Genomic DNA, 12,338 nt, shown 5'->3' with positions numbered 1-12,338 from the left:
ATGTCCGAAGGAGAACGGGCCGCCGGGGCCGGGCGGCTGCTGACCGGCGTGACCTGGGCGATGCTGCTGCTCGGGCTGTGGCTGTGGGGACGCGAGGTCACCGACGTACCGCCGGGGATGACCGGGCCGACGACGGGTGACATGGCGGCGGTCGGGCGCCCCGACGGGGCGGGACTGCCGCCCGACGCCGAGCCGCTCGGCAGCGCGCTGCCGCAGCGCCTCGACATCCCCGAGCTGGGCGTGAGGGCGCCGGTCGTCGCCCGCGGGCTGGACGCGCAGGGGGCGGTCGACCCGCCCCCGTTCGACCGGCCCGGGGTGGTCGGCTGGTACTCGGGCGGGGTGAAACCCGGGGCCGCGGGGACCGCGGTGATGGTGGGACACGTGGACACCGAGGCCGCGCCCGCCGTCTTCTACAAGGTCAGCACGATGCACACCGGCGAGACGGTCCGTGTCACCCGTGACGACGGCCGGGTCGCCGAGTTCACCGTGGACGACGTCCGGGTGCTGCCGCGCGACCACTTCGACGCTCAACAGGCCTACGGGGACGGCCAGTCGAGCCGGGCCGAGCTGCGGCTGATCACCTGCGGCGGCGCCTACGACGAGGCGCGCCACAGCTACACGGCGAACGTGGTCGTCTCGGCGTACCTCACGAGGACCACCGGTTCATGAGGACCGCCGGCTCATGAGGGCCACCGGCCATGAGCCAGCTTCCACCGAGCTGCCCCTGACCTGACCTGACCTGATCTGACCTGACCTGGCCCGGTCGACGACCTGCTCCCCCCGAAGCCGCCGACCGGGCTGGTCCTCGACCGCGCGGCGCGCGCTCGGGCTGCGGGATTGACTTGCACCTCGGGCTGAAGCCCGAGGATTCTGGCCTTCCGTTCCGTTCCCGTGCCGCTACGCGGCACGGGCTTGGGTCGGGAATCCGTGGCTTCCTGTTTCTTCGCGCTGTGCCAGAGCGAGTTCTGGTCTCATCGGCGCTCCGCAGGCCGATACCGCCAGTCCGGCGGCCGTCTTCACGTTGATCGCGGCATTGATGTCCCGGTCGTGGACCGCGCCGCAGGCGGCGCACGTCCACTCCCGGACATCGAGGGGCTTGGGTCCGTCTGGTAGGCACTGTGCTTTCGTGATGCACGTTCATTTGGTCTTCGTGACCAAGTTCCGGCACGGAGTGTTCACCGATGCCCACTTGAGGCCGTCTGCGCCAAGAGTTCCCCGACCTGGTACGCCACTACTGGCGGGCCAACAAGCTGTGGTCCGGCTCCTACTTCGCCGGAACCGTCGGCGGCGCCCCGCTCACCGTGGTCAAGCAGTACATCGAACAGCAGAACCGGCCGGTGTGAGCACCGCCCGGCTCCGCCGGGACCAGCCCTCGCGACACTCCGGACCGCAGACGAAGAACTGCGGTGTCCGGCTCCGCCGGACCTGAATCCGCGACGCTCCGCGTCGCCACCATCAGATTCGCTTCACCCCCGGCGTGAACGCCGGGGCACTGCGAATGAATCCCGGTAGCCGGCGATCGGCGCGGGAGGTCTGGAGGCCACGGTGGGTGAACGTGCCGCACCTGGTGAACGGCTGCACGCCGACAACGGCTTCCCCCCCCAACTTCCTTGAATGCGCGGCAACTTGGACAACAGGGGTTCTACGCTGCCGAGCATGATCGCAAGACGCGAAACGCGGGGTTTACCGGTCATATGCGTTCAATATGCCGCTTGCGGGGGTGTGCGAATCGGCCGTGTCGGTGCTTGACAAGGGGTGTGCGCCATGCGAAAAGGCCCCCCACTGAAGTGGAAGGCCTTCCGGTCTGTGCGCCGCCAGGGACTCGAACCCCGGACCCGCTGATTAAGAGTCAGCTGCTCTAACCAACTGAGCTAGCGGCGCCTGCTGACGAAGAGAACTCTACCTGACCTGCGAGGGTGCTCCCGACCATCGCCCGGTCGGCCGCATGCGGCCGGATCGGGGCCGTACATCATTCGGACCGTCAACATGCGCGTGCGGAAGACAGTTGAGAAACTGATCAACGTGCACAGATGTGGGCATTTCATCCGGAAAACGGCCCGGAATGTGAGGGGAATCGCATGACGACTCCGGTCTTCGAGGACGTCGATCCCGTGAGCGACTGCGACTGCCCCGGATGCGTTCACTGGCGGCAGGTGGGCTCGCGCGCCCTGCCCGCCCGCTTCGGCGGCCACCCGGCGGCCCGGCGGGCCCTCGTCGTGGCCGCCGCCACCTCGGCCGCCCTCGCCGCGAGCCAGGCGGTCCCCGCCGTCGCCGCTCCCGCCCCGCAGCGGCCCGGTGTCCCCGCGGACGGTGAGCCCGACACCCCCCAGGGCAAGCGCGCCCCGCTGCACGGCCCCGGCGGCAAGCCCGCCGCACCGGCGAAGCTGCCCGCGGCCACCCGGACGGAGATCATCAACCGGGCCAAGACCTGGGTCACCGCGAAGGTGCCGTACAGCATGACCACGTACTGGACCGACGGCTACCGGCAGGACTGCTCCGGCTTCGTCTCGATGGCCTGGGGGCTGCCGGGCAACGAGTGGACCGGCAGCCTCGGCGGCTTCGGGGTGAAGATCAAGAAGGACGAGCTGGAGCCCGGCGACATGCTGCTCTTCCACAACCCCGACAACCCCGAGAAGGGCTCGCACGTCGTCATCTTCGGCGGCTGGACCGACTACACGCACACCTACTACACCGCCTACGAGCAGACACCCCCGAACGCCCGCCGCCAGTCCACGCCATATGCCTACTGGAGCAACTCCAGCCGGTACGTCCCCTACCGGTACAAGGGCGTGACCCCCACCACGTCGGGCGCCGAACCGGCCGCCGCGATCAAGGCGGGCCCGTTCCCGGGGGCGTCGTACTTCGGTCCGGGGGCGAACAACAAGTACGTCACGCAGCTCGGCCAGATGCTGGTCGCCCGCGGTGCCGCAGCCTTCTACACCCAGGGCCCCGGACCGCGCTGGTCGGACGCGGACCGGCGGGCGACCCAGGCGTTCCAGCAGGCCCAGGGGTGGACGGGGGCGGCCGCGGACGGTCTGCCGGGGCCGCGGACCTGGGAGCTGCTGGCGTCGGGCCAGGGCAAGAGCATCGCCCCGGCGAAGGCGGGCTCGTCCGCGCCCGCCCCGGACAAGCCCGCGGAGCCCGGACCCGCCTCGCACGGCGTCCCCGGCTATCCCGGCCGCGCCATGTTCCGGCCGGGCGCGGACAACAAGTACGTCACCCTGCTCGGCAGACAGCTGGTGGCGAAGGGCTTCGGCTCCTTCTACACCGACGGCCCGGGGCCGCGCTGGGGCGACGCGGACCGGCGGGCGGTCGAGGCCTTCCAGCGCGCACAGGGCTGGCGGGGCGGAGCGGCGGACGGCTATCCGGGCCCGGAGACCTGGAGGCGCCTGTTCGCTTGACGTCCCCCCGACCCCCTTCTTTCTCACTTCTCACCGTTCATGACGCATCTGGCGCGGAGGCTGGAGGCACCCATGAGTACGACCACGTCACACACGCCCGAGTCGGACGGACCGGTCGAGGGGCCGCTCCGTCCGCACGGCCGGCTGATCCACAACGAGGCGACCACCGAGATCCCCGTCCATCTGCTGTTCCGCGACGACCCCGCGCCGGTGTCGGTGCCGCTGAAGCCCGCCGTGGTGGGCCGCCGGCAGGGGACCGGCGAGCAGCCGCGTCTCAGATCCCCGATTCCGTCGAAGGCACGGCCCGCGGCGCAGGTCGACCCCGACCTGGCCGAGTGCCCGGCCGGGGTGCTGCCCGGGATGGCCGGGGTCTGCGCCGGGGTGGGCGGGGTGGCCGGATGTGTGGCCGCCTCCTGGTGGGCGGGCGTGCTGCCGCGGCTCGCCGAGCAGGCGCTCGGGCTGCCCGCGCTGGCGGGCGCCGGGCTCGGTCCGGCCCAGTGGGCGGCGTACGCGGGGGCCGGGGCACTCGGGCTGCTCGGCTTCGGCGGGCTGCTGCGGGGGCGTACCGGACGGGCCTGGGTGCTCGGGATGTTCGGCCGCTACCGGGGGACGGTCCGGCGCACCGGCCTGCTGTGGGTCAACCCGCTGCTGCGCCGGCGGCGGGTGGACGTACGGCTGCGGCACTGGCGCAGCGAGCCGATGCCGGCGGCCGACGGCAGCGGGGTCGCGCTGCGGGCGGTGGTGCTCGTGGTGTGGCGGGTGCGGGACACGGCGCGGGCTGTGCTCGGGGTCGAGGACCACGAGACGTATCTGCGCGAGTGTGTGGAGGCGGCGCTCGCGCGGGTGCCGGTGGAGATGCCGGGCGGGACCCGGGGCGCCATGGAGTCGGCCGGGGACGCACTGACCCGCCTGGTGTCCGCGGACGCCGCGCCCGTGGGCCTAGAGGTGTTCTCGGTGCGGCCGGTGTGCGTCGAGTACGCCCCCGAGGTCGCCGCCGCCATGCACCGGCGCCGCATCGCCGCGCTGGACGCCCAGCAGCGCTCCAGCATGCTGACCTCCGTGGTGGACTCGGTGGAGGACACGGTGACCCGGCTGACCATGCGCGGCCTGGTCGAACTCGACGACTACGAGCGGAAGGTCCTGGTGAGGGACCTGACGGTGGCGTTCTGCTCGGGGCGGGGGGAGCCGGTCGCGTGACGGGTGGTGGCCCCATGGCCCCACGCGAAGAAGCCCCTCACCGAGGTGAGGGGCTTCTCTTCTGTGCGCCGCCAGGGACTCGAACCCCGGACCCGCTGATTAAGAGTCAGCTGCTCTAACCAACTGAGCTAGCGGCGCATGACTCTCGCCTTCCGCGCTTCGCGGTTGGCGACGAAGAAAATACTACCCGGTCCCGAGGGGTGCTGGTGACCACGCCGGTGATCACCATTGACCCGCGGCCACAGGCCGGGCTACAGGGCGAGGCTACAGGGCGAGGGACAGCAGGACCGGGCCCGCGTTGCGGTTGAGGGTGTCGGCGGCCTGGCGCAGCCGGTGGGCGTGCTCCACGGGGAGCGACAGCGCCAGGCAGCCCACCGCGGATCCGGCCGTGATCGGGACCGCCGCGCACACCGTGCCGATCGCGTACTCCTGGAGGTCCAGGACGGGCACGGTCGGCGGCTGGGACTCCAGCCGGGACAGCAGGAGCTTGTCACTCGTGATGGTGCGCGAGGTGAGGCGGGGCATCTTGTGCCGGGAGAGGTGGTCGCGGCGGCCGTTGTGGTCGAGCTGGGTGAGCAGGCTCTTGCCGATGGCCGTGGCGTGGGCGGAGCAGCGGAAGTCGACCCACTCGTTGACCACCGGCGTGGCCGGGCTGTCGGCGTACTGGGGGATCTTGACCTCCCCGTCGACGTACCAGCTGAGGTAGACCGCCGCGCCGACCGAGTCGCGCAGCCGGCCGAGGCTGAGCTGGAGCCGGTCGCGCAGGGTCTGCTCGCGGTCCTGCGCGGAGCCGAGGCGGCGCAGGGTCTCCCCGGTGACGTACGCACCGCCGGCGATCTGCTCGACGTACCCCTCGCGGCACAGCATGCGCAGCAGGACGGTCAGGCGGTCGGGGCGCATGCCGGTCCGGCGGACCAGCTCGGCGTCGGTGACGCCGACGGAGCGGCGTGCCACCGTCTCCAGGACGCGCAGGGCGTCCTGCGTCGAGTGGTACGGGGCGGTCGACTGGTGCTTCAGCGCCACGGTGGTCCCCCTGCGCTCGCTGTCCGGTCCGCACGATCCGGAGGGCGGATCGATGTCCACGATAACCGGCAAGAGGCCGGTGCGGAGAGGGTGTTGGCGAGATCGTGGCCCCCCTCAACTGGGACGCAGACACAGAGGCATATGCCCGAGTCATGCCCTGCACGCGCGACCTCGGGTGTTCGCACACACACGATCCGTCATCGAGCCGTCGCCCCGGAAATGTCGCCGAGCCGCCCCGTGGGCGTGCACATGGCGCCGCGCCACGCGCATCACTGCGCGGGCCACCCCTCGCGCGCACGGCGACGGGCCACCCCTCGCGCGCACGGCGAGCGCTCTCGGGTCACCGCGTCGCGCAGGCCTCGCGTGGCCGGCGCGGGCCGTGTACCTCGCGGGCCGGGACTCGTCCCGCATTGCCCGACCGTGCGCGGCGCCGCGCCACGGAATCACCGTGCGGCGCATGCCTCGCGCGCACGGCGAGCGCTCTCGGGTCACCGCGCCGCGCAGGCCGCCCATCCCGCCGCGCCCGCCTCACCCGGCCCCGCGGGCACCCGCGCCACGCGACCCGCACGAGGCGGCGCCGCGCATCTCCTGGCGCCGCCCCCGGAAAAACTCCGCGCCGCTCACAGCACCGCGCCGAGGAACTCCCGGGTCCGTTCGTGTTCCGGTTCGGTGAACATCTTTTCCGGTGAGCCCGCCTCGATGATGCGGCCGGCGTCGAACATGAGGACCTGGTCGGAGATGTCCCGGGCGAAGTTCATCTCGTGGGTGACGCAGAGCATCGTGATGTCGGTGCTCCGGGCGATGTCGCGCAGCAGGTCCAGGACGCCCGCGACCAGCTCGGGGTCGAGCGCGGAGGTCACCTCGTCGAGCAGCAGCACCTGCGGGCGCATCGCCAGCGCCCGGGCGATGGCCACCCGCTGCTGCTGGCCGCCGGACAGCTGGGTCGGCCGCTTGTCGCACTGGTCGGTCAGCCCGACGAGTTCCAGCAGGTCGCGGGCGCGCGCCTCGGCCTCGTCCTTCGGCATGCCGAGCACGGTGACCGGGGCCTCGGTGATGTTCCTGAGCACCGACATGTTCGGGAACAGGTTGAACTGCTGGAACACCATCCCGATCTTCTTGCGGACCTCGCGGACCTGCTTCTCGGGCGCCGGGAACAGCTGCTGCCCGTCGACGGTGATCGTGCCCTCGTCCGGCTGGGTCAGCGTCATCAGCAGCCGCAGGATCGTGGTCTTGCCGGAGCCGGACGGGCCGATCAGCGTGACGTGCCGGCCCGCCTGCACGGACAGGTCGAGCCCGTCGAGGACCGTGTGGTCCCCGAACCGCTTCGTCACCCCCTCCAGGCGGACCAGTTCGGACGGACGGGCGCCGGCGTCGGCCGGCTGGTCATGGGTCTCAACGGACAAGGCGACGCTCCAGGGTGCGCAGAAGAAGGGAGGCCAGGGCGGAGATGACGATGAAGGCCACGCCGATCACCGTCACCGGCTCGGTGAACTGGAAGTGCTGCTGCGAGAACAGCCGCGCCTCGCCGAGCATCTCCAGGACGGTGATGGTCATCAGGACGGGCGTGTCCTTGAGCATCGCGATCACGTAGTTGCCGAGCGGCGGCACGACCCGGCGGATCGCCTGCGGCAGGATCACCGCGGTCCAGGTGCAGCGCACCGGCAGGCTCAGCGCGGTCGCGGCCTCCCACTGACCGGTGGGCACCGCCTCGATGCCGGCCCGGTAGACCTGCATGGTGTACGTCGAGTAGTGCAGCCCGATCGCGAAGACACCGGTGGTCAGCGCCGAGAACGTCAGTCCCCACTCCGGCAGCACGTAGAAGAGGAAGAACAGCTGCACCAGCAGCGGGGTGTTGCGGACGAACTCCGTCACCGTCCCCACCGGCCAGCGCACCCACCGGCTCGGCAGACGCATCAGCAGCGTCCACACCAGCCCCAGCACGAAGGCGATCAGCGAACCCAGCGCCAGCGCCTTCAGGGTGACGAGCAGACCGTCCCAGAAGTACGGCATGAACTCGCCGACGGCATTCCAGTCCCACTTCACGCGACACCACCACCCGCGGCGCTCACGCCGGTCGTCTGCGCCCGCTTGGCGGCACGCGCCTCCGTCTCGGTACCGGGGCTCTTGCCGACCCCGGCCTTCAGCCGCTCCTCCAGCCGCCGCATCAGCCGCGTGATCAGGAACGCGATGACGAAGTAGATCAGCAGGACGTACGAGTAGATCGCCGCGCTCTGCTGGAGCGCCAGCCGCACGAGGTTGGCGCTGAACGCCAGGTCACCCATGCCCATGACCGACACCAGCGCCGTGCCCTTGAGCAGCTCGACCAGCAGGTTGCAGAAGGACGGGATCATCTCCGGCACCGCCTGCGGCAGCAGGATCAGCCGCAGCCGCTGCCAGGGCGTGAAGCCGAGCGCGATGCCGCCCTCCTTCTGCGCCGGGTCGACCGCGTTCAGGGCGCCGCGCACGATCTCCGAGCCGTACGCCCCGTAGGTCAGGCCGAGCGAGAGGGTGCCCGCCCACAGCGGGACCAGCTGCCAGCCGAAGGCGAGCGGCAGCACGAAGAACACCCAGAAGATCATCACCAACGCAGAGGTGCCGCGGAACACCTCCGTGTAGAGCGCGGCGAGGAAGCGCACGATCCGCAGCCGGTTGGTGCGCGCGACACCGATGGCGAAGGCGACCGCCGTGGCCAGCAGCCCGCTGAACACGAGCAGCTGGACGGTGGTCCAGACTCCTTCGAGTACGAGTTTCCACAGGCCCGAGGTCATCCGCCGCACAGCTCCTTCGCGGTGAGGTCGGTCATCTCGGCCTTGGTGAAGCCGAACGGCCGCAGGATCCGGAACAGCTCGCCGCTCGCCTTGAGCCCCCGCAGCTCCTTGTTGAAGGCGTCACGCAGCTTCGTCTCGCCGGGGCGGAAGGCGAACGCGCCCCCGTCGACGTGCCGTTCGCCGTCGACGAGCGGGGCGAAGGGCCGGGTGGACTCGGCCTTGGCGGAGTGCTTGACCACCTCACGGGTGGTCAGGGCGGTACCGGCGAACACGTCGACGCGCCCCGCCTCGACCGCGTTCAGTCCGGCGACCTGGTCCGGGACGATCAGGATGTCGCTCTCCTTGTACCCCGCGTCGACGGCGTACTGGATCTCGGCGAACCCGGTCCCGGTGGCGAACCTGGCCTTCTTCTCCACGACGTCCTTGTAGTCGTGCAGGCCCTTCGGATTGCCCTTGCGCACGATGAACGCGTCGAGCATCTGGTAGTCCGGGTCCGAGAAGATGACCTGCTCGCAGCGCTCGGGGTTCACGTACATCCCGGCGGCCACGACGTCGAACTGCTGGGAGTTCAGACCGGGTATGAGGGAGCCGAACTCCGTGGGTACCGGCTGCACCCGGTCCACCCCGAGGCGCTTGAAGACGACTTTGGCCAACTCCGGTGCTTCGCCGGTCAGTTGGCCATCCTTGTCGATATAGCCGAAGGGTATCTCTCCCGCGATCCCGAGCCGCACGACGCCCTGGGCGCGCAGCCGGTCGAGGAGTTCACCGCCGTTCGTGCTCGACGCGGTCGCCACGCGCGAGCAGCCGCTCGCGCCGAGTGCCCCGAGCGTCCCGAGCGCCAGGGCGCCCGTGAGCACGGAGCGCCGAGTGCGTCTGGACGCGTGACCGGATGTGCCTGTGCCGTTCCCATGTGGTGGAGCCATGGCCGCGCGGCTACCCGGGAGCACTCGACTTATGCACCATGGATTGCATGACGGATTCACGGAAGGATTCCCAGGCCGCCCGCTACATCGAAGTCTCGCTGGTCAAAAGGTCAGTTCACTGCACGGCACGGCTGCTGGACGACCGTGCTCCGCGCACCTGCGCCGCCGTGTGGGACGCCCTGCCGCTGAGTGGCGACGTCTACCACGCCAAGTACGCCCGCAACGAGATCTACGCTCTTTTCCCGCCATTCGCCGACGCCGAGCCGCCCCTGGAGAACCCGACGGTCACTCCGATCCCGGGCGACCTCTGCTACTTCTCCTTCGCCGGCACGGAACTGGGCACGCGCGCCTACGGATACGACCGCGAGGTGGGCCCCCAGGCCACCGTGGTGGACCTCGCCCTGTTCTACGAGCGCAACAACCTGCTCCTCAACGGCGACGTGGGCTGGGTGCCCGGCATCGTCTGGGGTCAGGTGGTCGACGGCCTCGACCGGATGGCCGAGGCCTGCAACGACCTGTGGCGGTCCGGGGCGGAGGGGGAGACGCTCAGCTTCCGCCGGGCGTGACGGCTGGAGCGGGGCCGGCGGCCGACGCCGCCCCCGCCTCGTACAGGGCGTGCGCGGCGCGCAGCACCAGGTCGTCGCGGTGCCGGGCGGCCACGATCTGCAGCCCCACCGGCAGCCCGGCGCCGTCCACGCCCACCGGCACGCTCGCGGCCGGCTGCTGGGTGAGGTTGAAGGGGTAGGTGAACGGCGTCCACCCCGTCCAGCGCCGGTACGGCGAGCCCTTGGGCACCTCGGCGCCCGCCTCGAACGCCGTGATCGGCACGGTCGGGGTCACCAGCAGGTCGTACGACTCGTGGAAGCGGCCCATGCGGCGGCCGAGGTCCATGCGCACGTCCACCGCGGCCAGATAGTCCAGCGCGCTGAAGCGGGCCCCGAGGCCGGTGATCTCGCGCAGCCCGGGGTCGAGCAGCTGCCGCTGCTGCGGCGCGAGCCGCTGGACGGTGCGGGCCGCGCCGCTGAACCACAGGGTGTGGAAGGCATCCAGCGGCTCGGCGAAGTCGGGGTCGGCCTCCTCCACGTACGCGCCGAGGTCCGCCAGCCTCGCCACCGCCCGCCGTACCGCCGCCGCGACCGCCGGCTGCACGGCCACCTGGCCGCCCAGGGACGGCGAGTACGCCACCCGCAGCCCGTGCACCCCGCCGCCGAGCCCCGCCGTGAACGACTCCGGCGCCGGACCCAGCGCCGACCAGTCGCGGGCATCGGGGGCGGCGATGACGTCCATCATCAGCGCCGCGTCGGCCGCGTCCCGCGTCATCGGGCCCACGTGCGCCAGCGTCCCGAAGGCGCTCGCCGGGTACAGCGGCACCCTGCCGTACGTCGGCTTCAGCCCGAAGATTCCGCAGAACGACGCCGGGATGCGCACGCTCCCGCCGCCGTCCGTGCCCAGCGACAGCGGGCCCGCACCCAGCGCCACCGCGGCCGCGCCGCCGCCGCTGGAGCCGCCGGAGGTGCGGGTGGTGTCGTACGGGTTGCGGGTCACGCCGGACAGAGGCGAGTCGGTGACGCCCTTCCAGCCGAACTCCGGGGTGGTCGTCTTGCCGAGGAAGACGGCGCCGTGCTCGCGCAGCCGGGCGACCGACGGCGCGTCCTCGTCCCAGACGCCGTGCGGGTCGACCGTCTCGGAGCCGCGCAGCGTCGGATGGCCGCGCAGCAGCAGGATGTCCTTCACCGTGACCGGGACGCCGTCCAGCAGCCCGCACGGCTCACCGCGCCGCCAGCGCTCCGCCGACTCCTCGGCCTGTCCGAGCGCATCCCGCTCCATGAGCCGGACGAAGGCGTTCACCTCCAGCTGGATCCGCCGGGCCCGCTCCAGCGCCGCGCGGGTCGCCTCCACGGGGCCGAACTCGCCCTTGCGGTAGCCGTCGAGGAGTTGTCCGGCGGTGAGGTCGGTGAGCTCCATGCAGCGCATCCCTCCGGGGATCGGATCAGTGACCGGGCACGTAGCCGCGTTCCTTGTCGACCACGTTCACCAGGGGTCTTCCCGCGGCCCACCCCTCGTACAACTCAACGAACTGCGCGGCCAGTTCGTCGCGCCAGCCGATCGTGTCGCCGCTCATGTGCGGGGAGACGATCAGGCCCGGCAGCTCCCACAGCGGGCTGGCGGGGCTGAGCGGCTCGTCGGTGAACACGTCCAGCGCCGCGCCCGCGATCCACCGCCTGGCCAGCGCCTCGGCGAGCGCCTCCTCGACGACCAGCTGGCCCCGGCCGATGTTGACGAAGTGCGCCGAGGGCTGCATCACGCCGAAGCGGCGCGCGTCGAACATGCCGGCCGTCTGCTCCGTCAGCGGGGCCGCCGCGATCACCCAGTCGGCGCGGGACAGCAGGCGGTCCAGGTCGTCGGGGCCGTGGACGCCGGTGCGCGGGGTGCGGCCGACGAGCGCCGTCGTCACGTCGAGCGCCTTCAGGGTGCGGGCGATGGCGCGGCCGATGGGCCCCGAGCCGATCACGCACGCGCGCGTGCCGGCCAGCCGCCGGCTCTCGCGGTGCCGCCAGGTGCGCTCGCGCTGGAGGTCCAGGGTGCGCGGCAGGTCCTTGGCGAGCGCGAGGACCAGGGCGGCGACGTACTCGGCGATGGGCTGCTCGAAGACGCCGCGAGCGTTGGTCACCACCGTGTCCGAGGCGGCCAGCTCCGGGCACATCAGATGCTCCACGCCGGCACTCGCCGTGTGCACCCAGCGCGGGCGCGGGCCCTCGCCCGGCCAGGCCTCGCGAACGGCGCGGGAGGTGAAGTCCCAGACGAGCAGGACGTCGGCCTCCGGGAGCCGCTCGGCGAGTCCCGCCTCGTCCGTGTGCACGATGCGGGCGCGGCCGGTGAGGCGCCCGAGGCGGGGGAGGGGCTCGGCGTCGAGGACGAGAAGGGTCGGGAGGTCGGACGGGGCGGCGGGTGTCGGCAAGCCGTTTTCTCCGGTTTCCGGACGGGACTGCGACGGTGGGAGGACTGCGGGAGTCGGGGCCGAGGGG

The 12,338-nt window shown here is 71.8% G+C and carries 11 protein-coding genes, 2 tRNA genes and 2 pseudogenes; 5 read left to right on the top strand and 10 right to left on the bottom strand.

What is annotated here, in order from left to right; all coding sequences use genetic code 11:
• Positions 1-669: a class F sortase gene (locus QFZ74_RS11660; protein ID WP_307620738.1), complete on the top strand. Its 669-nt coding sequence runs from the start codon at positions 1-3 to the stop codon at positions 667-669.
• Between the two features lie 228 nt (positions 670-897).
• Here the strand turns inward: QFZ74_RS11660 and QFZ74_RS11655 are convergent.
• Positions 898-1,107 (bottom strand): annotated as a pseudogene (locus QFZ74_RS11655) (zinc ribbon domain-containing protein); the annotation flags it as partial.
• A gap of 22 nt (positions 1,108-1,129) precedes the next feature.
• Between QFZ74_RS11655 and QFZ74_RS11650 the strand changes: the two are divergent.
• Positions 1,130-1,343: pseudogene (locus tag QFZ74_RS11650) on the top strand (transposase).
• A gap of 464 nt (positions 1,344-1,807) precedes the next feature.
• Here the strand turns inward: QFZ74_RS11650 and QFZ74_RS11645 are convergent.
• A tRNA-Lys gene (locus tag QFZ74_RS11645) sits at positions 1,808-1,881 on the bottom strand.
• A 197-nt stretch (positions 1,882-2,078) separates the two neighbouring features.
• Here QFZ74_RS11645 and QFZ74_RS11640 point away from each other — a divergent pair.
• The gene (locus QFZ74_RS11640; RefSeq protein WP_307620737.1) at positions 2,079-3,401 is read left to right on the top strand and encodes a peptidoglycan-binding protein; all 1,323 of its coding nucleotides are present in this window, start codon (positions 2,079-2,081) and stop codon (positions 3,399-3,401) included.
• Positions 3,402-3,473: 72 nt separating this feature from the next.
• Positions 3,474-4,598: an SPFH domain-containing protein gene (locus tag QFZ74_RS11635; protein ID WP_307620736.1), complete on the top strand. Its 1,125-nt coding sequence runs from the start codon at positions 3,474-3,476 to the stop codon at positions 4,596-4,598.
• Between the two features lie 64 nt (positions 4,599-4,662).
• On the opposite strand, the gene QFZ74_RS11630 is transcribed toward QFZ74_RS11635, so the two are convergent.
• From QFZ74_RS11630 to ehuB, 6 genes are all read right to left on the bottom strand, one after another.
• A tRNA-Lys gene (locus QFZ74_RS11630) sits at positions 4,663-4,736 on the bottom strand.
• A gap of 126 nt (positions 4,737-4,862) precedes the next feature.
• Positions 4,863-5,621 (bottom strand): IclR family transcriptional regulator, encoded by a 759-nt coding sequence (locus tag QFZ74_RS11625; RefSeq protein ID WP_307620735.1) that lies wholly within the window; start codon positions 5,619-5,621, stop codon positions 4,863-4,865.
• A gap of 620 nt (positions 5,622-6,241) precedes the next feature.
• Positions 6,242-7,024, bottom strand: a complete 783-nt coding sequence (gene ehuA, locus QFZ74_RS11620) for an ectoine/hydroxyectoine ABC transporter ATP-binding protein EhuA (RefSeq protein WP_307620734.1) — start codon at positions 7,022-7,024, stop codon at positions 6,242-6,244.
• Positions 7,014-7,664 (bottom strand): ectoine/hydroxyectoine ABC transporter permease subunit EhuD, encoded by a 651-nt coding sequence (ehuD, locus tag QFZ74_RS11615; RefSeq protein WP_307620733.1) that lies wholly within the window; start codon positions 7,662-7,664, stop codon positions 7,014-7,016. The genes ehuA and ehuD overlap by 11 nt, the downstream gene beginning before the upstream one ends.
• Entirely contained in the window at positions 7,661-8,389 is a 729-nt protein-coding gene (gene ehuC / locus QFZ74_RS11610; RefSeq protein ID WP_307620732.1) for an ectoine/hydroxyectoine ABC transporter permease subunit EhuC, read from the bottom strand. Before ehuC ends, ehuD begins: the two co-directional genes overlap by 4 nt.
• Entirely contained in the window at positions 8,386-9,312 is a 927-nt protein-coding gene (gene ehuB / locus QFZ74_RS11605) for an ectoine/hydroxyectoine ABC transporter substrate-binding protein EhuB (protein ID WP_307620731.1), read from the bottom strand. The genes ehuC and ehuB overlap by 4 nt, the downstream gene beginning before the upstream one ends.
• 47 nt (positions 9,313-9,359) lie before the next feature.
• Here ehuB and QFZ74_RS11600 point away from each other — a divergent pair, with 47 nt between their 5' ends.
• A complete protein-coding gene (locus QFZ74_RS11600; protein WP_307620730.1) occupies positions 9,360-9,878 on the top strand; it encodes a DUF3830 family protein in 519 nt (172 codons plus the stop codon).
• On the opposite strand, the gene QFZ74_RS11595 is transcribed toward QFZ74_RS11600, so the two are convergent.
• Both QFZ74_RS11595 and QFZ74_RS11590 read right to left on the bottom strand, forming a co-directional pair.
• Positions 9,859-11,286 (bottom strand): amidase, encoded by a 1,428-nt coding sequence (locus QFZ74_RS11595; protein WP_307620729.1) that lies wholly within the window; start codon positions 11,284-11,286, stop codon positions 9,859-9,861. The two genes, QFZ74_RS11600 and QFZ74_RS11595, sit on opposite strands and share 20 nt — an antisense overlap.
• Positions 11,287-11,302: 16 nt before the next feature.
• Positions 11,303-12,271, bottom strand: a complete 969-nt coding sequence (locus tag QFZ74_RS11590; protein ID WP_307620728.1) for a D-2-hydroxyacid dehydrogenase — start codon at positions 12,269-12,271, stop codon at positions 11,303-11,305.
• Positions 12,272-12,338 lie beyond the last annotated feature (67 nt).

Source organism: Streptomyces sp. V3I7 (assembly GCF_030817495.1).
Taxonomy (GTDB): Bacteria; Actinomycetota; Actinomycetes; order Streptomycetales; family Streptomycetaceae; genus Streptomyces.
Note: the sequence above shows the minus strand (reverse complement) of the source record. Positions and strands in the feature narration are given on the sequence as shown.

Coding starts and splice junctions, on each gene's coding strand:
- QFZ74_RS11660 (WP_307620738.1), top strand. CDS start 1: ATGTCCGAAGGAGAACGGGCCGCCGGGGCCGGGCGGCTGCTGACCGGC.
- QFZ74_RS11640 (WP_307620737.1), top strand. CDS start 2,079: ATGACGACTCCGGTCTTCGAGGACGTCGATCCCGTGAGCGACTGCGAC.
- QFZ74_RS11635 (WP_307620736.1), top strand. CDS start 3,474: ATGAGTACGACCACGTCACACACGCCCGAGTCGGACGGACCGGTCGAG.
- ehuC (WP_307620732.1), bottom strand. CDS start 8,389: ATGACCTCGGGCCTGTGGAAACTCGTACTCGAAGGAGTCTGGACCACC.
- ehuB (WP_307620731.1), bottom strand. CDS start 9,312: ATGGCTCCACCACATGGGAACGGCACAGGCACATCCGGTCACGCGTCC.
- QFZ74_RS11600 (WP_307620730.1), top strand. CDS start 9,360: ATGACGGATTCACGGAAGGATTCCCAGGCCGCCCGCTACATCGAAGTC.
- QFZ74_RS11595 (WP_307620729.1), bottom strand. CDS start 11,286: ATGCGCTGCATGGAGCTCACCGACCTCACCGCCGGACAACTCCTCGAC.